Here is an 18940-nt window from a genome sequence, read left to right as displayed (position 1 = left end):
TGCGGCCGAGGGACATTTCTGCCCCTGTGCCTGTCTTCGGTAGCCTGGGGCGCATGAACGCACAGGATGTCTTCCCCGAGGACCTGCCCAGCTCCGCGACTCAGATCCGCGTCGAGCAGACCGGCGGGCCCGAGGTCCTGCGGCCGGTCGAGACTAGCCTCCCGGAGCCGGGGGCCCACCAGGTGCTGGTGGAGTCCGGGGCCGCCGGAGTCAACTTCATCGAGACCTACCAGCGCAGCGGCGTCTACCCGATGGAGCCGCCCTTCGTCCCGGGCTCCGAAGGCACCGGAACGGTCATCGCCGTGGGTGAGAACGTGGAGTCGCTGAGCATCGGTCAGCGGATCGCCACCTGCGAGGCGGCCTCCGGCACCTACTCGACCCACTTCCTGGTCGACTCGATCAAGGCGGTGAAGGTGCCCGATGCCGTCACCGACGAGCAGGCGGCCGCCCTCCCGCTGCAGGGCGTCACCGCCCACTACCTGATCAACTCCACCTACCGGGTCTCCCCCGGCGAGACCGTGCTGACCCATGCGGGCGCCGGCGGCGTCGGGCAGCTGCTGACCCAGCTGCTGAAGATCCGCGGCGCGCGGGTCATCACCACCACCTCCACCCCGGAGAAGGCCGAGATCGCCCAGCAGGCCGGTGCGGACTACGTGCTGGGCTACGACGACTTCGCCGAGCAGGTCCGTGAGATCACCAAGGACGAGGGCGTCTCCGTGGTCTACGACGGCGTCGGGAAGGACACCTTCGAGGGGTCGCTGTCCTCGCTGGCCGTGCGCGGCACCATGGTCCTCTTCGGCGGCGCCTCCGGGCAGGTGCCGCCGCTGGACCTGCAGGACCTCAACCGGCGCGGCGGCCTCTTCATCACACGTCCGGCGGTGAACTGGTACCTGCGCAACGCCGAGGAGCGCGCCTGGCGGTTCAGCGAACTCTTCGGGCTGCTGTCCGAGGGACAGCTGCGCCTCGACGTCGGCGGGGTCTACCCGCTGGCGGAGGCGGCCCGGGCCCATGAGGACCTCGAGGGCCGCCGCACCACCGGCAAGCTCGTCCTGACTCCCTGAGGACTCCGCCGCGTCAGCGCTGCACGGCGCCGTGGCGGCGCACTGCGAGCTCCACGGCCTCGCCCCGGGCGGTCGACGCCTCCTCCGCAGTGAGCGTGCGGTCCGTCGCCCGGAACCGCAGGGCATAGGCCAGGGACTTCCGGCCCTCCTCGATGCCTGCGCCGTCGTAGACGTCGAACAGCTCGATGTGCTCGAGCAGCTCCCCCGCGCCTTCGGCCAGCGTGCTGCGGACCTCCTCGGCCGGAGTCTGCTCCGCGACGATCAGCGAGACGTCCTGGGTGGTCGGCGGAAACGTGGAGATCGGCTCGGCGGTGACCTGCTCGGCCGCCGCCTCCAGCAGGGCTGAGAGGTCGAGCTCCATCACCGCGGTGCGGGCGGGCAGGTCCCACTCCTCGACGACCTTCGGGTGCACCTCTCCGGCCCACCCGACCGACGTCCCCCCGATGCGCAGCTCGGCGGTGCGCCCCGGGTGGAGGGCCCCGTGTCGGCCCTGGGCGACCTCCAGCTCGAGGCCGAGCAGCTCGGCGACGGTGCGGGCGGCGTCGAGGGCGTCGGCCCAGTCCCGGCGTCGGCCCGAGTCGCCGAGCTCGGCGGCGGGCTCGTCCCCGGCCACCGCCGCGGCGATGCGCCGGGGCTGCTCGGGGATGCCGGCGCGCAGCGAGGCGAGCACCTCGTCTCCGGGGCGGCGTCCCAGGCCGGGGATCGAGGGGCTGCCGTGGATGTCGCCGGGGAGGAAGACCAGACCGGATTCGTAGAGCGCGAGGTCGTGGAATCCGCGGGAGACGTTGCGGCGCAGGGTGTCCAGCAGACCCGGCAGCAGCGTGGTGCGCAGCGTCGGGAGCTGCGCAGCGATCGGATTGGCCAGCCGCACCGTGGGCAGCGCCGTCCCGGTGTCCTCGGCTCGGCCGAAGAGCTCGTTCGACTCCTGCGAGAGGAACGGGTAGCTCAGCGTCTCGGTGAAGCCGGCGGCGGCCATGCCGGAGAGCACCTGGCGCCGCCGCTGCTGTCCCGGCGTGAGTCCGCGGCCGGCCGGGGCGACCGGCAGTCGGGAGCCGATGACGTCGTATCCGACGAGCCGGGCCACCTCTTCGACGAGGTCCTCCGGGATCGTGATGTCGGGACGCCACGTCGGCGGAGTCACAGTCAGCACGTCTCCGTCGTCGACGACGTCGGCACCGACGGCGGCCAGGGTGCCGACGACCTGCTCCCGGGTGTACTCCACGCCGGTCAGCCGCTGGGCCGCGGACGGGTCGAAGCGGATGGGCTCGGGCGTCGGGACCTCTCCGGCGACGGTGACCTCACCGGTGTCGGTCCCCCCGGCGAGTCCGACCAGCAGGTCCACCGCACGCTGTGCGGCGACGGCGGCCATCCGGGGGTCGACTCCGCGCTCGTTGCGCTTGGAGGCCTCGGAGGGGAGGCGGTGGCGCCTGCGCGTGCGTCCGACGCCGACGGCGTCGAAGTGCGCCGACTCGATGAGCAGCGTGTCGGTGGTGGGGCCAACCTCGGTGGCCGCCCCGCCCATGACGCCGGCCAGGCCGATCGCTCCTCGGTCGTCGGCGATGACGAGGTCCTCGGCGTGCAGCTCTCGGTCCTTCTCGTCGAGGGTGGTCAGCCGCTCCCCCGGCTCGGCTCGGCGGACTCGGACCGCTCCCCGCAGCGCCTCGGCGTCGTAGAAGTGCAGCGGCTGACCGAGCTCCCACATCACGTAGTTGGAGATGTCCACCGGCAGCGAGATCGGCCGCATCCCGGCCAGGCGCAGCCGGGAGGCCATCCACGGAGGGGTCGGGGCGTCGACGTCGACCCCGGTGACCTTCCGCGCGACGAACGTGGAGCATCCGGGGACGCCGTAGATGGGCGCCTCGTCTTCGAGCCGGATCTCGTGACCGGCCTCACCCGGACTCAGCACGCTCACCGCCTCGGCCGGGTCGGAGAACGGGGTGCCGGTGGCGTGGGAGTACTCCCGGGCGATTCCGCGGATGCTGAAGGCGTATCCGCGGTCCGGCGTCACATTGATCTCGGCGGCCTCGTCGCGCAGACCCAGCAGCTCCAGCGCGTCGGCGCCGATCTCCGGGTCCAGGCCCAGGGTCGAGAGCACGAGGATGCCGTCGTGGTCGTCGCCGAGGCCGAGCTCCTTCACCGAGGCGATCATCCCGGCCGAGACATGACCGTAGGTCTTCCGCGCACTGATGCGGAAGTCGCCGGGCAGCACGGCGCCGGGCAGGGTCACCACGACCTTGTCGCCGACCTCGAAGTTGTGGGCGCCGCAGACCACACCCTGGATCCCGTCGGGCGAGATCCCCTCATGGGTCAGGGTCTGGGTCTGCCCCTCAGGCACCACACGGACCTGACACCAGTTGATGGTCTTGCCGTTGGACTGCGGCTCGGGGTGCTTCTCGAGCACCTCGCCCACGACGACGGGACCGCTGATCTCATCGGAGGGGCGGTGGACGTCCTCCTCCTCGAGGCCGACCCTGACCAGGTCGGCCATCAGGTCCTCGGCACGTGCCTCGGCGGGCAGCTGGGTGTGTTCGCGGAGCCAGGAGAGCGGGATGCGCACGGGCTCAGACCTCCATTCCGAAGCGCTGGGAGAAGCGGACGTCGCCTTCGATCATGTCTCGCATGTCGGGCACACCGTTGCGGAACATCAGAGTGCGCTCCACCCCCATGCCGAAGGCGAAGCCGGTATAGCGGTCCGGGTCCGCCCCGGCGGCGCGGAGCACGTTGGGATGCACCATGCCGCAGCCGCCCCACTCGATCCACTGCGGGCCGCCCTTGGCGTCGGGATGCCAGATGTCCATCTCGGCCGAGGGCTCGGTGAACGGGAAGTAGGCCGGGCGCAGACGGATCGCGGCCTCCGGCCCGAACATCTTCCGGGCGAAGTGCTCCAGAGTGCCCTTCAGGTCGGCCATGGTGAGCCCCTCGTCGACGGCGAGGCCCTCGAACTGGTGGAACACGGGGGTGTGGGTCGCGTCGAGCTCGTCGGTGCGGAAGGTGCGTCCGGGGCAGAGGACATAGACCGGCAGCTCACGCTCCAGCAGCGAGCGCACCTGCACCGGGGAGGTGTGGGTGCGCAGCACCAGGTGGGCGTCCGGAGGTTCGACGAAGAAGGTGTCCTGCATCTCCCGCGACGGGTGGTCCGGAGCGATGTTCAGCGCGTCGAAGTTGAACCACTCCGACTCGACCTCCGGACCCTCGGCGATCTCCCAGCCCATGGCGGTGAATACGTCGGAGACCCGCTCCTGCAGCACCGACAGCGGGTGTCGGGCACCGATGCGGCGGCGACGCGGCGCGGCGGTGACGTCGACGGTCTCCTCGACGAGCAGACGCTCCGCGTGCTCGGCCTCCAGCACCTCCGTGCGGGCTGCCAGAGCCTTCTGCACCTGACCGCGGGCCCGACCGAGCAGCTTGCCCGCCGCCGCCTTGTCCTCCTTGGCCAGGGAGCCGATCCGCCGGTTGGCCAGCACGATCGGCGCCCGGTCTCCGGTGTGGGCCAGGCGGGCGGCCTTCAGCTCGTCGAGGTCCGACGCGGCGTCGAAGGAGCTCAGCGCGTCCCGGACGCGTGCGTCGACCGCCTCCTCGTCGAGCGGGTGAGGAACGGCCTCGTCGTGGGCGGTGGTGGTCATGCTGCTCCGTGGGTCGTACCGGGTCTGCCGACTGCTCAGCAGGCGAACCGCTCCAGTCTATGCGTTACCGATGCCGCGGCCCACGCGCGGCCCGCCGCCTGAGATCAGCCGGCGGCCTCGACGTCCTCGTCCATCCAGTCCATGGTCCGCTGCACGGCCTTCTTCCACAGCCGCATGCTGCGCTCCCGGGTCTCTCCGTCCATCGCCGGGGACCAGCGACGGTCCTCGGACCAGTTGGCCACGAGCTCGTCGGTGCCCTGCCAGTGGCCCACGGCCAGGCCGGCGGCGTAGGCCGCCCCCAGGGCCGTGGTCTCGATGACGCGGGGCCTGACCACGTCGACGCCCAGCATGTCGGCCTGGAACTGCATGAGCGTGTCGTTGACGACCATGCCGCCGTCGACCTTCAGCTCGGTCAGCTCCTGATCGGCGTCGGAGTCCATGGCGTCGACGACCTCGGCGCTCTGGAAGGCCACCGCCTCCAGCGCCGCCCGACACAGGTGGCTGCGGTTCACGTAGCCGGTGAGTCCGACGATCGCCCCGCGGGCATCGGGCTTCCAGTGCGGGGCGAAGAGTCCGGAGAACGCGGGGACGATGTAGGCGCCCCCGTTGTCCTCGACCTCCTTGGCGCGCGTCTCGGACTCCTCGGCCGAGGAGATGAGCCCCAGGTTGTCGCGCAGCCACTGGATGAGCGATCCGGTCACGGCGATGGAGCCCTCCAGGGCGTACACCGTCTCCTGTTCACCGATCTTGTAGGCCACGGTGGTCAGGAGCCCGTTCTCCGAGCGGACGATGTCGTTCCCGGTGTTCATCAGCATGAAGTTGCCGGTGCCGTAGGTGTTCTTGCCCTGCCCGGGCTCGAAGCAGGCCTGCCCGAAGGTCGCCGCCTGCTGGTCGCCGAGGATTCCGGCGATCGGAGTGTCGATGAGCAGACCCTTCTTGCGGCCGTAGCCGTAGACCTCGGAGGAGGAGCGGATCTCCGGGAGCATGGCCGTCGGCACGCCCATCTCTGCGCAGATGTCCTCGTTCCAGTCGAGGGTGTCGATGTTCATCAGCATGGTGCGCGAGGCGTTGGTGACGTCGGTGACGTGCACGCCGCCGTCGGATCCGCCGGTCATGTTCCACACCAGCCAGGTGTCCATCGTCCCGAAGAGCAGCTCACCGTTCTCGGCGCGCTCGCGGGCACCGTCGACCTCGTCGAGGATCCACCGGATCTTCGGACCCGAGAAGTAGGTGGCCAGCGGCAGTCCGACACGTTCCTTGAAGCGCTCGGGACCCTCGTCGCCGGCCAGTTCGTCACAGATCCGCTGGGTGCGGGTGTCCTGCCAGACGATCGCGTTGTGGATCGGCTCACCGGTGGCCCTGTCCCACACCACGGTGGTCTCGCGCTGGTTGGTGATGCCCACGGCGGCCAGGGAGTGTCGGTTGATCTCCGCGTCGGCGAGGGCCAGTCCGACGACCTCGCGGGTGTTGCGCCAGATCTCCTGGGCGTCGTGCTCCACCCATCCCGCCCTGGGCAGGATCTGACGATGCTCCTTCTGCCCGCTGCCGACGATGTCGCCGCCGTGGTCGAAGATCAGGGCGCGGGTCGAAGTGGTTCCCTGGTCGATGGCCAGGACGTAGTCGGCGTTCTCCTGCGCGTTCTCAGTCATGGTGACGTCCTTCCTCAGGTCTGCGGGTCACAGGTGTCGGGGGATCGGGAGGTGTGTTCGGTCAGCCGCCGGCGCCGAGCAGCGGCAGCAGCTGCACGGATCCTCCGGCGAGCACGGCTCCCAGGAGCGGACCGACCACCGGAACCCAGGAGTAGGCCCAGTCGCTGGCACCCTTCTTGGCGATGGGCAGCAGGGCGTGAGCGATGCGGGGACCGAGGTCACGTGCGGGGTTGATGGCGTAGCCGGTCGGCCCTCCGAGGGAGGCACCGATGCCGACCACGACCAGCGCCACTGCCAGCGGCCCGAGTTCGGATGGAGTCTCCCCGGAGATGAGGACGAACAGGACGAGCACGTAGGTGCCGAGGATCTCGGTGACGGTGTTCCAACCGTAGCTGCGCTTCTCCGGACCGGTGGAGAAGACGCCCAGGATCGCACCCGGGTCGACCTCGTCGTCGAAGTGCTTCTTATAGGCCGCCCACGCCAGCACCGCGCCGATGATCGCTCCGATGAGCTGCGCGGCGAAGTAGGCGAGCATGTGCGGCATGTTCGCGGCGACGCCCGGCGCGAACTCCTCGGCGCCGGAGGTCAGCAGCCCCAACGTGACGGCCGGGTTGATGTGGGCCCCGGAGGCGTAGGCGACATGGACGCCCGCGAAGACGGCCAGACCCCACCCGAAGTTGATCAGCAGCCAGCCGCCGCCGAAGCCCTTCGTCCCCTTGAGGACCACATTGGCGACGACGCCGGCGCCCAGCAGGAGCAGGGTCGCCGTCCCCATGATCTCGAAGAGAAATATCGTTCCCATCGTCAGGTCCTCTCCATAGGTCGGGATCGGCGGCCGCGGTGACCGCGACCGCCGATCTCAGGTGCGTGATACACATCACTCCTGATCTGGTTACCCCACGGTACGGGGTCAGGCGACCATCCCGTGCGGGTCGATCACGTACTTCGTCGCCGCACCCTGATCGAACTCGGCGTATCCGCGGGGCGCGTCGTCCAGGCTGATGGTCTGGGCGTTGACCGCCTTCGCGATCTGTGCCCGGTCGTGCAGGATCATGTTCATCAGCTGCCGGTTGTACCGCTTCACCGGGCACTGGCCGGTGGTGAAGTGCTGAGACTTGGCCCAGCCGAGTCCCAGGCGCACTCCGAGCGTGCCCTCCTTCGCGGCGTCGTCCACGGCTCCGGGGTCACCGGTGACGTAGAGCCCCGGAATCCCGACGCCGGCGGCGGCGCGCGCCACGGTCATGCAGTCGTTGAGCACGGTGGCCGGCGCCTCGTCGGCGTCCTGACCGTGCCCGCGGGCCTCGAAGCCGACGGCGTCGACGGCGGCGTCGACCTCCGGCTCTCCGACCACGGCTTCGATCTTGTCGACGAGCTCACCCTCGGCGGAGAGGTCGATGCCCACGCAGCCGAAGCTCTCGGCCTGGGCGAGCCGGCCGGGGATCATGTCGCCGACCATGACCACCGCAGCACCGAGCAGCTGCGCCGCATGGGCGGCGGCGAGCCCCACCGGGCCGGCACCGGCGACGTACACGGTCGAGCCGGTGGTGACCCCCGCGGTGACGGCTCCGTGGTAGCCGGTCGGGAAGATGTCCGAGAGCATCGTGAGGTCGAGGATCTTCTCCAGCGCCTGGTCACGGTCCGGGAACTTCAGCAGGTTGAAGTCCGCATAGGGGATCATGACGTACTCGGCCTGCCCGCCGAGCCAGCCGCCCATGTCCACGTAGCCGTAGGCGGCCCCCGCGCGTGCCGGATTGACGTGCAGGCAGACGCCGGTGTGCCCCTCGTCGCACATCCGACACCGACCGCAGGCGATGTTGAACGGCACCGAGCAGATGTCGCCCTGACGCACGAACTGCACGTCCTCGCCGACTTCGACGACTTCGCCGGTGATCTCGTGCCCCAGCGTCTGACCGACCGGGGCGGTGGTGCGGCCGCGGACCATGTGTTGGTCGGAGCCGCAGATGTTCGTGGTGACGAGCTTCAGGATCGCCGCATGGGGCGCCTTGCGGGAGATTCCGAAGTGATCGGCGACCTCCTGGGGAATCTCGAGGCGGGGATGGTCGATCGACTCGACGGCGACCTCCCCCGGGCCCTTGTAGACGACGACGCGGTTCGATTCGGCCATGATCTGACTCCTCTGTTCGTGACGGACCCCGGGTCGGTTGAGTGCTGAGCGACAGGATGTGTCACAGATCACACACGGGGTGCCAGTATCACCCGTTGTTCGGTGCGCAGACAAGACCTGGGTGCTGCGGAGCTGACATCATGGAGGCCGACACCACCCCTGACCGGACCCTGAGGAAGGACCCTGCCTGTGACCAGCGCAGCCGCCCACGCCGCCCCCGACTACACGATCGGCGACTACCTGCTCGACCGTCTCGCCGAGCTCGGCCTCACGGAGCTCTTCGGGGTGCCGGGGGACTTCAACCTCCACTTCCTCGACCACGTGGTCGGCCACGAGAAGATCCGCTGGGTCGGCTCCGCCAACGAGCTCAACGCCGGATACTCCGCCGACGGATACGCCAGGATCCGCGGCATCGGTGCCTTCCTCACGACCTACGGCGTCGGCGAGCTCTCCGCGATCAACGCGGTGGCGGGGTCCTTCGCCGAGTCGGTGCCGGTGGTGCATATCGTCGGCGCGCCGCCGAAGGACACCCAGGCCTCGGGCCGGAAGATCCACCACTCCCTCGGAGACGGGGACTTCAAGCACTTCGCGCGGATGGCCGCCGAGGTCACCTGTGCTCAGGCCGACCTGGACGCCGCCACCGCGACCTGGGAGATCGACCGTGTGCTGCGCGACGTCGTCTTCCGGCGGCAGCCCGGCTACCTCATGCTGGCCAAGGACGTCGCCCTCACCCCGGCGTTCCCGCCCTCGGAGCCGCTGCGCACCGACCTGACCGTGACGACCGCCGGAGCGGAGGCCGCGTTCGAGGAGGCGGTGCGCCGCTTCCTCCCGGGCCGCCGGGCCGCGGTGCTCGCCGACCTGCTGATCCATCGCGTGGGGGCCGGCGATCAGGTCCAGGAGCTCATCCGCGAGTCGGGCCTGCCGTTCGCCACCCTCGCCTGGGGCAAGACGCTCGCCGACGAGTCCGACGACAGGTTCGTCGGCATCTACGCCGGCGCGGCCTCCCCCGAGGACGTCCGCGAGACGGTGGAGGGAGCCGAAGCGCTGATCACCCTCGGCGTCGAGCTCACGGACAACACGACCGCAGGGTTCTCGACCGACCTGGACCAGGCACGCATGATCGAGGTCTCGCGCTTCGAGGCCCGCGTCGGCGACGAGGTCTTCACCCCCATCTCTCTGGAGGCGGCGCTGGACACGATCCGTCGGGCCCTGGTCGACCTCGACGTCGAGCCCATGCCCGCCAGCCCCGCCCCGGTCCCGGAGCCCGGACGCGGCGATTCGGACGCCGCACTGACCCAGGACGTGCTGTGGGCGACCCTCGCCTCCCACCTGGAGTCGCACAACATCGTCGCCGCCGACCAGGGGACAAGCTACTTCGGCATGGCCACCCACCGCTTCCCCGCCGACTCGACGTTCATCGGCCAGCCGATGTGGGGTTCGATCGGTTACACGCTGCCGGCCCTGCTCGGTGCCGGGCTGGCCGACCGCGACAGGCGCCCGGTGCTGCTGATCGGCGACGGCTCCGCCCAGCTGACCATCCAGGAGGTCGGCGTCATGGTGCGGGAGGAGCTGCCGGCGGTCATCGTGCTGGTCAACAACGACGGCTACACGGTCGAGCGGGTGATCCACGGGCCCGATGAGGTCTACAACGACATCCCCACCTGGGACTGGTCGCTGACGCCTGCGTTCTTCGGCGCGGAGGAGGACTCCTACCTCTACCGTCGCGCCGCCACCGAGGCGGAGCTCGTCGCGGCCTGCCGCGAGACCATGGAGCAGAAGGACAAGCTGGTCTTCATCGAAGCGGTCACCCACCGCGACGACATCCCCCAGCTGCTCGACGACGTCGCCCGCGCCCTGCGCGGCGGGTGATGCCGTGCGGCAGGTGATGCTGTGCGGCAGGTGATGCTGCGTGCCCGGTAGCGTGGAACGATGAGCTCACCGACGATCCCGGTCTTCGACGGCCACAACGACCTGCCCTGGCACCTGCGTGAGACCCGCGGCTCCTCGGTGTCGGACCTCCACGACGAGGAGGTCTCACCGTTCACCACGATCCCGCAGATCCGCCGCGGCGGCCTCGCCGCACAGTTCTGGTCGGTGTACGTGCACAGCTCGATCACCGGCCCGGAGGCTGTGAAGGCCACGCTCGAGCAGATCGACCTGGTCCACCGGCTCGTGGAGGAGTACCGGGACGACTTCGCGTGGGCGCTGACCGCGCAGGACGTGCGCCGCACGGTCGCGACGGGCCGGGTGGCCTCGCTGCTGGGCGTCGAGGGCGGGCAGCAGATCGACGGCTCTTTGGCGGCGCTGCGGATGTATGCACGCCTCGGGACCCGGTACATGACCCTGACCTGGTCGACGACCCACTCCTGGGCGGATTCTGCGACCGACGTGCGGGTGCACGGCGGCCTGACGGAGTTCGGCCGGGAGGTCGTCGCCGAGATGAACCGGATCGGGATGATCGTGGACCTCTCCCACGTCTCCGACGAGGTCATGCATCAGGCCCTGGACCTGAGCACCCTGCCGGTGATGTTCTCGCACTCCTCGGCCCGCTCGGTCACCGACCATCCCCGCAACATCCCGGACGACGTGTTGGACCGGCTGCCGGGCAACGGCGGGGTGGCGATGGCGACGTTCGTGCCCCGCTTCGTCTCGGACCGCTCAGACGACGACGGCGGCACGGTGGCCTCGGTGGAGGACGTCGCCGACCACGTCGACCATCTCCGTGAGCGCGTCGGCGTCGACCATGTGGGGCTCGGCGGCGACCTCTGCGGCACGCCGACCATGCCGGCCGGTCTGGAGTCGGCGGCCGACTACCCCCGACTGTTCTCTGTGCTCGCAGACCGAGGCTGGTCGGATGCGGACCTGCGCCGCCTCGGGTTCGAGAACGCGGCCCGGGTCCTGAAGGCCAACGATCCGCCGTACCTCGCCTGGTCCGGCGGGCAGGACTGACGACCACGGGCCTGATCGAACCCGTGTTCTGACAGTTTCCTCACAGGTTCTCGCCGTCGAAGACATCTTCGATCGACCGATCTGATGACTTGCAGGGTGCGTAGAATACGTGTTCTAATCATGGTGCGCGATGGGAAGCGCGACCCGCGCAGAAGCCCTCCTCACTGCTTCTGCGCGGGTCTCCCCGTTAACGCCCGGATCAGCGCCTCGACGATGGGCAGATCCGCCGGGATCCACGGGTACCGGAGCAGCGAACATCCCACCGGAGCCCATATGACGCGGTCGTGGTCCGCCAGCGCCTGCGGCTCCGGCGAGTCGTCGCGGAGCCGCCCCAGGAACAGGCGCATCACTGCCTCGTCGTTCAGCCTCCAGCCGTGGCCCGCCTCGAACTCCAGCGCCGTCGGAGAGGTCAGCTCCTCCCCCAGCACGACGTCGACGCCGAGCTCCTCGGCCAGCTCACGCACCGCCCCGACCCGTGGATCCTCCCCCGGCTCCAACTTGCCGCCCGGGAACTCCCACAGGCCCGCCAACGACTCCGGCGCCGTGCGCCGGGCGATCAGCAGCTCCTGCACACCGGTGCCGGTCGATCGGAGGATCGCGCCTGCCACGACGACGATCATGCACCGTCCTCCTCGGCGATCGCCTCTCGTAGGATCCTGACCGCCTTCGGCCCCACCCCGTGCAGGGCCAGAAGCTCGCGGTCGCTGCGCGCCGCGACCACGGCGAGGCTGTCCCAGCCGGCCAGGGCCAGCGCCTGGGACGCCGGACGGCCGATGCTGTGCGGAAGGTCGCCCACAGGACGCGGGTCCGTGTTGCCCATCGGTGCTCCTAGGATCGGAGGATGACATGCTCCGGTCCCGATTCTGCCTCAGAAGCCGCCGGGTGAGCCTGCACCTCCGGTCCGAGCGGACGTCGCCTGCGCACGGACCCGTGACTCGGTGCCGCCTACGCTCCTAGACTCGCCGACATGAGCACTCTGCCTCTGAACTCCGGCACCTCCATCCCGCAGATCGGATACGGCACCTACGCCACCGAGGACACCGCGACGATGGTCGCAGAGGCCCTCGGCCTCGGCTACCGGCATCTGGACACCGCCCAGATGTACGGCAACGAGGCCGGAGTCGGCGAGGGGGTGCGCCGCTCCGGAGTCGACCGCTCGGAGGTGTTCATCACCACCAAGCTGGACAACGACGTGCATCGTCACGACGACGCCCTGGAGAGCTTCGACCGGTCCCTTCGGGCCCTGGGCACCGACTACGTCGACCTGTTCCTCATCCATTGGCCGCTCCCGACCCGATACGGCGGCGACTTCGTCTCCACCTGGCGGACCATGCTGGAGATCGCGGAGTCCGGACGGGCGAAGGCCGTCGGCGTCTCGAACTTCGAACCGGAGCACGTCGAGGCCCTCGTCCGGGAGACCGGCGTCGTCCCCGCGGTGAACCAGATCGAGGTCCACCCCTACTTCGCCAACGATGCGGTGCGCTCCTGCTGCCGCGAGCACGGCATCGTCGTCGAGGCGTGGTCGCCGCTGGGCCGAGGCGACGAATTCGACGACCCCACGGTCCGCGAGGTCGCCGACCAGCTCGACGCCTCACCCGCGCAGGTCATCCTCCGCTGGCACCTGCAGCGCGGGGACGTCATCATCCCGAAGTCGAGCACCCGGGAGCGTATGCGTGAGAACTTCGATCTGCACAGCTTCCAGCTCTCGGACGAGCAGATGAGCTCGATCACCGCCCTCGACCGTGGTGCGGACGGACGCCGCGGCGCACATCCCGACACCTTCACCGGCTGAAGGAGCACCGATGCACATCACCGTGACCGAAGGCGACATCACCGACGAGGCCGTCGACGCCGTGGTGAACGCGGCCAACTCCTCTCTGCTGGGCGGCGGAGGCGTGGACGGAGCGATCCATCGGGCGGCCGGCCCGAGCCTGCTCGAAGAGTGCCGCACGCTGCGACAGCAGGATCTGCCCGACGGGCTCCCCGCAGGCGACGCCGTGGCCACCGGCGCCGGACAGATGCCCGCGCGCTGGATCATCCACACGGTGGGTCCGAACCGCAGGGCCGGCGAGACCGACCCGGAGGTGCTCGCCTCCTGCTTCCGCCGGAGCCTGGAGACCGCCGCCGAGCTGAGCGCAGAATCCGTCGCCTTCCCAGCGATCGGAGCCGGGGTCTACGGCTGGGAGGCCCGCGACGTCGCGCGCGCCGCGCGCAGGGTCCTCGACGAGGGCCCGTGGACCGGGATCGACGACGTGCGCTTCGTGCTGTTCGACGCCGACACGCGGAAGGTCTTCGAGAGGACGCTCACTCCTCGGTGACGAACCCCTCGTCGAGGAGGAACTCCCAGGCGACGTCGACCGGCTCCTCGCCGTCGACGTCGACCTCCGCATTGAGGTCCGCCATGGTCTCGTTGTCCAGCCGCTCGGTCAGCGGCAGGAACAGGTCCTCGACCTCCGGGTACTCGTCCAGCAGCTCCTCGTTCACCACCGCCGAGAGGTTGTAGCGGGGGAAGTACTCCTCGTCGTCCTCCAGGACGACGAGGTCCAGCGCCGGGATGCGACCGTCGGTCGCGAAGACCTCGCCGAAGCGGCACACCTCATCGGCGGTGGCCTGGTAGATCGCCCCCAGGTCCATGGTGCGGACCCGGTCGTCCGGCGGGTCGTCGATGCCGTAGTGCTCCAACCAGGGACCGAAGCCGTCGTTGCGCGCGGCGAACTCGGCGTCGACGCAGAAGGACTGGTCCTCCTCGTCGAGCTCGGAGATCTCCGACATCTCGGTGATTCCGGTCTCTTCGCCGAACTCGGCCGAGGTGGCGAAGGCGTAGGTGTTGTTCAGCTCGGACGGCGCCAGCCATATGAGCCCGTCGTCGGCGTCGACGTCGCGGACCGCCTCGAACTGCTCCTGCTCGTCGATGATGGGGTCGGTCTCCCCCATATAGGTGATCCACGCGGTGCCGGTGTACTCCCACTGGAAGTCCATGTGCCCCTGCAGCATGGCCTCGCGCACCGTGTTGGACCCGGGGGTGTTGGTCAGGTCCTGCACGTCCGCGCCGGCCGACTGGAGCAGGATGACGGCCATCTTGCCCAGGATGATCTGCTCGGTGAAGTTCTTCGATCCGACGTCGACGCCGGCGCCCTCCAGATCGATGCCCTCCACCGGTCCGGCCACGGCTCCGGTCGGTGAGAACCCTCCGGCGGTCCCGAGACCGCAACCCGCCGCCAGTCCGGTGACCGCGACGCCGGCGGCCAGGGCCTTCGCGGCCCGAAAGATCGGTCTGCGGCTCATGACAGTCCTTTCGGCTTGGTGTAGACCTCGACCAGCCGGCCGACCCATTCGACGGCCAGCGCCAGCAGGGCGACGAGGATCGCTCCGGAGACCAGCACCGAATAGCGGAACATCACGATGCCGGTCTGGATCAGCTCACCCAGGCCGCCGGCGTCGATGAACGCCGCGAAGGCGCCCGCTCCGGCGAGCAGCACCAGTGCGGTGCGGACACCGGTGAGGATGACCGGCACGGCCATCGGCAGCTCGATGCGGAAGAGGACCTGCATGTCCGACATGCCCATGCCCCTCGCCGCTTCGACCAGCGAACGGTCCACCCCCTTGAGTCCGGTGATGGTGTTGGCCAGCACGGGGAGGAAGGCGTAGATCGTCAGGGAGAGCACCGCCACCCAGAAGCCGAAGCCCAGCAGCAGGGCCAGCAGCACGATCACACCGATGACCGGTGCCGCCTGACCGGCGTTGGCCAGACCCATGATCGGCGGCGACAGCTTCCTGGTCGGGCCGCGGGTCAGCAGGATGCCCATCGGCACAGCCGTGCCGACGACGATCACCGTGCACACGGCGACGATCACCAGGTGCTGCCAGGTCAGCTCGAGCACCGACGCCGGCGTCAGCAGACGGGCCTCGATGTCGTCGAGGTCGGCCACGGCCCGCCAGATGATCCAGCCGATGAGCACGACGCCGATCAGGATCGGCAGTCCGATCAGGAGCAGCCTGTCCTCTCGGTCGGCGGCGGCGAGCCGTCCCATCAGCTCTCCCCGTTCTGGGCGCTGCGGATGTGCTCGGTCACGGTGTCGTAGCTGATCACACCGATATAGCGACCACCCTCGGTGACCATCGCACCGCCGTGCGAGGACACCAGCATGGAGTCCAGCGCGTCGGCCAGGGTGGAGCGGTGGTCGACCACGGTGTGCAGCTCGCGCTCCGGGTCGGTGACCGTGCTGTGCCTGCGCAGGGTCCGGAGGAAGACCCATTCCAGGGGCCTGTCCCGCTCGTCGAGGATGATGACGGACTGCTCCCCGGCCTCTTCGGCACGGGCCACGACCTCGTCGACGTCCTCACCGACCCGGCAGGTGACCGGCCGGACCAGCTCGAGGTCGCGCACGCGCAGCAGCGAGAGCTGCTTGAGCTTGGATCCGGAGCCGACGAAGTCGGCCGCGAAGTCGTCGGAGGGCGCGGAGAGGATCTGCTCCGGAGTGTCGTACTGGGCGATCCGGCCGCCCTGCTTGAGGATGAGGATCCGGTCGCCGAGCTTGATGGCCTCGTCGATGTCGTGGGTGACGCAGACGATGGTCTTGTGGAGCTCGGCCTGGATGTTCATCAGCTCGTCCTGGAGGCGCTGCCGGGTGATCGGGTCGACCGCGCCGAACGGCTCATCCATGAGGATCACCGGCGGGTCCGCCGCCAGCCCGCGGGCCACGCCTACGCGCTGCTGCTGACCTCCGGAGAGCTCCCGGGGGTACCGATCCCGATAGGTGGATGGGTCCAGACCGACCATGTCCAGCAGCTCGTCGGCGCGGTCGCGGGTGCGCCGCTTCTCCCACTTCAGCAGGCCGGGGACGAGCCCGATGTTCTCGGCCACCGTCATATGCGGCATGAGCCCGCCGCCCTGGATCACGTAGCCGATGGAGCGGCGCAGCTCCGTCGCGTCCTTGGTGGTGACGTCCTCACCGTCGATGAGGATCTGTCCGCTGGTGGGCTCGATGAGCCGGTTGATCATCTTCAGGGACGTGGTCTTGCCGCACCCCGAGGGCCCCACGAACATGACCGTCTCCCCCGCGGGAACGGTCAGCGACAGGTCGTCCACCGCGGCGTTCTCCTGGCCGGGGTAGCGCTTGACGACGTCGATGAGTTCGATCTGTGCGCCGGTGTCGGTGTGGTTCTCGGTCATGCGCGGATTCCCTTGGACGTGGTGAGACGAGCGAAGAGGACGAGGAGGGCGTCGAGGAGCAGGGCGACGACGATGATGCCCACCGTGCCGACGACCGCGTAGTTCAGGGCGTTCGCACCGCCGACGGTGGACAGGCCGGTGAAGATGTAGGGGCCGAGACCCGGTCCGAGGACGTAGGCCGCGATGGCGGCCACACCCATGGACATCTGTGCCGAGACGCGGATCCCGGTCATGATGACCGGCCAGGCCAGGGGCAGCCTGACCCTCCAGAAGATGGTCATCGCATTCATCCCCTGCCCGCGGGCGGACTCGATGATGCCGCCGTCGACGCTCTGCAGGCCCACGACCGCGTTGCGCAGGATGGGCAGCACGGCGTAGAACGTCACGGCGATGACCGAGGGGACGACGCCGATGCCGGTGAACGGCAGCAGCAGCCCCAGCAGGGCGAAGGACGGGATCGTCAGACCGACGGCCGAGATCGCGTTCGCCGCGGGGCTGAGTCCGCGGTAGGTGGTGACGAGCACGGCGATGCCGACGCCGATGAGCGTCGCCAGGATCAGCGACTGGATCACCAGCGAGCCGTGCTGGTATGAGCGGAACAGGATGTCGGCCCACCGCTCATCGATGAATCGGATCACCGAAGGGTCCCCTCGTCAGGTGCAGTGATGGTGCAGATCACTACATCCTACGTGACCCTCGTCATCCCAGGGGGCCGACCACGCCCTCGGCGGCGCGCCGCACCGCACCGGAGCGGACCAGCTCCACGGCGGCGTCGATCTCCGGTGAGAGGTGGCGGTCCCGCCCGACGGCCGGGACCTCCTCGCGCAGGGCCTCGACCACGGCCGAGGTGGCCGGGGCCGGGGTCAGCGGACGACGCAGGTCCAGGGCGCGTGCGGCGATGAGCACCTCCACGGCGACCACCCGCGTCAGCGCGTCCACTGCGCGGCGCAGCTTCCGCCCCGCCGACCAGCCCATGGAGACGTGGTCCTCCTGCATGGCGGAGGAGGGGATGGAGTCCACCGACGCCGGCGCGGCGAGCCGCTTGAGCTCCGAGACCATGGCCGCCTGGGTGTACTGGGCGATCATGAATCCGGAGTCCAGACCGGGATCCTCACCGAGGAATGCGGGGAGCCCGTGCGAGCGGGAGGGATCCAGCATGCGGTCGCTGCGGCGCTCGGAGACGGAGGCGAGGTCGGCGGCGGCGATGGCGAGGAAGTCCAGGACGTAGCCGACCGGCGCTCCGTGGAAGTTGCCGTTGGATTCGATGCGGCCGTCGTCGAGGACCACCGGGTTGTCGATCGCCGAACCGAGCTCCACCTCGGCGACTCGCCGTGCGTGCTCGACGGTGTCCCGCACGGCGCCGGCCACCTGCGGCGCGCAGCGCAGCGAGTAGGCGTCCTGCACGATGGAGCACTCCTCCCCGCGGTGGCTGGCGACGATCTCCGAGTCGCCCAGCAGCGTGCGCAGGTTGGCGGCCGAGGCGACCTGACCGCGGTGGGCGCGCACCGACTGGACGTCGTCGGCGAAGACGCGGTCGGTGCCGAACAGCGCCTCGACGCTCATGGCGGTGGCGACGTCGACGGTGGCCAGCAGCCGGTCCAGGTCGACGAGGGTCAGCGCGAGCATCCCCAGCATGCCGTCGGTGCCGTTGATCAGCGCCAGCCCCTCCTTGGCCGCCAGGGCGTAGGTGGGATCCAGACCGATGCGGGAGAAGGCCTCGGAGGAGTCGATGAGCGTCCCGTCGGGCGTCCTCACGGGACCCTCGCCGATGACCGCCAGAGCGCAGTGCGCCAGCGGGGCGAGATCACCGGAGCATCCGAGGGATCCGTATTCGCGGACCACCGGGGTGAAGCCGTGGTTGAGCAGCGCGGCGTAGCGTTCGGCGGTGCTCAGCCGGACACCGGTGCGTCCTGTGGTGAAGGTCTGCAGGCGCAGCAGCATGAGGGCCCGCACCACCTCGGTCTCGACCTCGTCGCCGGTGCCGGCGGCGTGGGAGCGCACCAGCGACAGCTGCAGGGCGTCGCGCGAGTCGGGGTCGATGGAGGTGTGGGCCAGGGCGCCGAAGCCGGTGGACACGCCGTAGATGGCGCGGTCCGATCCGGCGTGGTCCTCCACGACGGCGCGCGCCCGGGCGATGTTCTCCCGAGCCGCGTCGCCGAGCTCCACGGGGGTGCGGTCCCGGGCCACGGCGGCGACCTCGTCCGCAGTCAGCGGGCGCTCGCCCAGCACGACGGTGGGGCCGGGGCCGAAGTCCTGTCCTGCAACCATGCGACGGATGCCTCCTACGTATTCCGCTGAATGATCATCTCATGCCATTGTGCGGCACATCTCGGGGAACTCTTCCACACCGGCGCACGGAG

General features: G+C 69.8%; 17 protein-coding genes. 5 read left to right on the top strand and 12 right to left on the bottom strand.

The window, feature by feature from the left end; genetic code table 11:
- Nucleotides 1-53: 53 nt before the first annotated feature.
- Nucleotides 54-1061, top strand: coding sequence for a quinone oxidoreductase family protein (locus tag N7E59_RS03165; RefSeq protein ID WP_261623462.1), 1008 nt, complete (start codon nt 54-56; stop codon nt 1059-1061).
- Between the two features lie 13 nt (nt 1062-1074).
- Here N7E59_RS03165 and pheT read toward each other — a convergent pair whose 3' ends face one another.
- The 5 genes from pheT to fdhA form a co-directional block, all read right to left on the bottom strand.
- Complete coding sequence (gene pheT, locus N7E59_RS03160; protein WP_261623461.1) at nt 1075-3618, bottom strand: phenylalanine--tRNA ligase subunit beta; 2544 nt, start codon at nt 3616-3618, stop codon at nt 1075-1077.
- Between the two features lie 4 nt (nt 3619-3622).
- Nucleotides 3623-4684 (bottom strand): phenylalanine--tRNA ligase subunit alpha, encoded by a 1062-nt coding sequence (pheS, locus tag N7E59_RS03155; RefSeq protein ID WP_261623460.1) that lies wholly within the window; start codon nt 4682-4684, stop codon nt 3623-3625.
- 104 nt (nt 4685-4788) lie between these two features.
- Entirely contained in the window at nt 4789-6333 is a 1545-nt protein-coding gene (gene glpK / locus N7E59_RS03150; RefSeq protein ID WP_261623459.1) for a glycerol kinase GlpK, read from the bottom strand.
- 61 nt (nt 6334-6394) lie between these two features.
- Nucleotides 6395-7135, bottom strand: coding sequence for an MIP/aquaporin family protein (locus N7E59_RS03145; protein WP_261623458.1), 741 nt, complete (start codon nt 7133-7135; stop codon nt 6395-6397).
- Between the two features lie 108 nt (nt 7136-7243).
- Nucleotides 7244-8458 (bottom strand): formaldehyde dehydrogenase, glutathione-independent, encoded by a 1215-nt coding sequence (fdhA, locus tag N7E59_RS03140; RefSeq protein ID WP_261623457.1) that lies wholly within the window; start codon nt 8456-8458, stop codon nt 7244-7246.
- A gap of 189 nt (nt 8459-8647) precedes the next feature.
- Here fdhA and N7E59_RS03135 point away from each other — a divergent pair, with 189 nt between their 5' ends.
- Both N7E59_RS03135 and N7E59_RS03130 read left to right on the top strand, forming a co-directional pair.
- The gene (locus tag N7E59_RS03135; RefSeq protein WP_261623456.1) at nt 8648-10327 is read left to right on the top strand and encodes an alpha-keto acid decarboxylase family protein; all 1680 of its coding nucleotides are present in this window, start codon (nt 8648-8650) and stop codon (nt 10325-10327) included.
- Between the two features lie 60 nt (nt 10328-10387).
- Nucleotides 10388-11407 (top strand): dipeptidase, encoded by a 1020-nt coding sequence (locus N7E59_RS03130; RefSeq protein ID WP_261623455.1) that lies wholly within the window; start codon nt 10388-10390, stop codon nt 11405-11407.
- 161 nt (nt 11408-11568) lie between these two features.
- Here N7E59_RS03130 and N7E59_RS03125 read toward each other — a convergent pair whose 3' ends face one another.
- On the bottom strand, nt 11569-12027 hold the full coding sequence (locus tag N7E59_RS03125; protein WP_261623454.1) for a (deoxy)nucleoside triphosphate pyrophosphohydrolase: 459 nt from the start codon (nt 12025-12027) through the stop codon (nt 11569-11571).
- Nucleotides 12024-12227, bottom strand: coding sequence for a hypothetical protein (locus tag N7E59_RS03120; RefSeq protein WP_261623453.1), 204 nt, complete (start codon nt 12225-12227; stop codon nt 12024-12026). Before N7E59_RS03120 ends, N7E59_RS03125 begins: the two co-directional genes overlap by 4 nt.
- A gap of 147 nt (nt 12228-12374) precedes the next feature.
- Between N7E59_RS03120 and N7E59_RS03115 the strand changes: the two genes are divergently transcribed.
- Both N7E59_RS03115 and N7E59_RS03110 read left to right on the top strand, forming a co-directional pair.
- Nucleotides 12375-13199 carry an aldo/keto reductase gene (locus N7E59_RS03115; RefSeq protein WP_261623452.1) on the top strand — a complete coding sequence of 275 codons (825 nt, stop codon included), beginning with the start codon at nt 12375-12377 and terminating at the stop codon, nt 13197-13199.
- Between the two features lie 10 nt (nt 13200-13209).
- On the top strand, nt 13210-13725 hold the full coding sequence (locus tag N7E59_RS03110) for an O-acetyl-ADP-ribose deacetylase (RefSeq protein ID WP_261623451.1): 516 nt from the start codon (nt 13210-13212) through the stop codon (nt 13723-13725).
- Here N7E59_RS03110 and N7E59_RS03105 read toward each other — a convergent pair.
- The 5 genes from N7E59_RS03105 to hutH form a co-directional block, all read right to left on the bottom strand.
- Nucleotides 13712-14692: a glycine betaine ABC transporter substrate-binding protein gene (locus tag N7E59_RS03105; RefSeq protein ID WP_261623450.1), complete on the bottom strand. Its 981-nt coding sequence runs from the start codon at nt 14690-14692 to the stop codon at nt 13712-13714. The two genes, N7E59_RS03110 and N7E59_RS03105, sit on opposite strands and share 14 nt — an antisense overlap.
- Entirely contained in the window at nt 14689-15438 is a 750-nt protein-coding gene (locus tag N7E59_RS03100) for an ABC transporter permease (RefSeq protein WP_315942976.1), read from the bottom strand. Before N7E59_RS03100 ends, N7E59_RS03105 begins: the two co-directional genes overlap by 4 nt.
- The gene (locus tag N7E59_RS03095; RefSeq protein ID WP_261623449.1) at nt 15438-16580 is read right to left on the bottom strand and encodes an ABC transporter ATP-binding protein; all 1143 of its coding nucleotides are present in this window, start codon (nt 16578-16580) and stop codon (nt 15438-15440) included. Before N7E59_RS03095 ends, N7E59_RS03100 begins: the two co-directional genes overlap by 1 nt.
- Nucleotides 16577-17218, bottom strand: coding sequence for an ABC transporter permease (locus N7E59_RS03090; protein ID WP_261623448.1), 642 nt, complete (start codon nt 17216-17218; stop codon nt 16577-16579). Before N7E59_RS03090 ends, N7E59_RS03095 begins: the two co-directional genes overlap by 4 nt.
- 61 nt (nt 17219-17279) lie before the next feature.
- Nucleotides 17280-18848: a histidine ammonia-lyase gene (hutH, locus tag N7E59_RS03085; protein WP_261623447.1), complete on the bottom strand. Its 1569-nt coding sequence runs from the start codon at nt 18846-18848 to the stop codon at nt 17280-17282.
- Between the last annotated feature and the right edge of the window lie 92 nt (nt 18849-18940).

Origin of the sequence: Nesterenkonia marinintestina, assembly GCF_025420485.1 — a bacterium.
Classification (GTDB): Bacteria; Actinomycetota; Actinomycetes; order Actinomycetales; family Micrococcaceae; genus Nesterenkonia; species Nesterenkonia marinintestina.
Note: the sequence above shows the minus strand (reverse complement) of the source record. Positions and strands in the feature narration are given on the sequence as shown.

Coding starts and splice junctions, on each gene's coding strand:
- hutH (WP_261623447.1), bottom strand. CDS start 18,848: ATGGTTGCAGGACAGGACTTCGGCCCCGGCCCCACCGTCGTGCTGGGC.
- N7E59_RS03100 (WP_315942976.1), bottom strand. CDS start 15,438: ATGGGACGGCTCGCCGCCGCCGACCGAGAGGACAGGCTGCTCCTGATC.
- N7E59_RS03115 (WP_261623452.1), top strand. CDS start 12,375: ATGAGCACTCTGCCTCTGAACTCCGGCACCTCCATCCCGCAGATCGGA.
- glpK (WP_261623459.1), bottom strand. CDS start 6,333: ATGACTGAGAACGCGCAGGAGAACGCCGACTACGTCCTGGCCATCGAC.
- fdhA (WP_261623457.1), bottom strand. CDS start 8,458: ATGGCCGAATCGAACCGCGTCGTCGTCTACAAGGGCCCGGGGGAGGTC.
- N7E59_RS03125 (WP_261623454.1), bottom strand. CDS start 12,027: ATGATCGTCGTCGTGGCAGGCGCGATCCTCCGATCGACCGGCACCGGT.
- N7E59_RS03130 (WP_261623455.1), top strand. CDS start 10,388: ATGAGCTCACCGACGATCCCGGTCTTCGACGGCCACAACGACCTGCCC.
- N7E59_RS03105 (WP_261623450.1), bottom strand. CDS start 14,692: ATGAGCCGCAGACCGATCTTTCGGGCCGCGAAGGCCCTGGCCGCCGGC.
- N7E59_RS03110 (WP_261623451.1), top strand. CDS start 13,210: ATGCACATCACCGTGACCGAAGGCGACATCACCGACGAGGCCGTCGAC.
- N7E59_RS03095 (WP_261623449.1), bottom strand. CDS start 16,580: ATGACCGAGAACCACACCGACACCGGCGCACAGATCGAACTCATCGAC.
- N7E59_RS03145 (WP_261623458.1), bottom strand. CDS start 7,135: ATGGGAACGATATTTCTCTTCGAGATCATGGGGACGGCGACCCTGCTC.
- N7E59_RS03165 (WP_261623462.1), top strand. CDS start 54: ATGAACGCACAGGATGTCTTCCCCGAGGACCTGCCCAGCTCCGCGACT.
- pheS (WP_261623460.1), bottom strand. CDS start 4,684: ATGACCACCACCGCCCACGACGAGGCCGTTCCTCACCCGCTCGACGAG.
- N7E59_RS03120 (WP_261623453.1), bottom strand. CDS start 12,227: ATGGGCAACACGGACCCGCGTCCTGTGGGCGACCTTCCGCACAGCATC.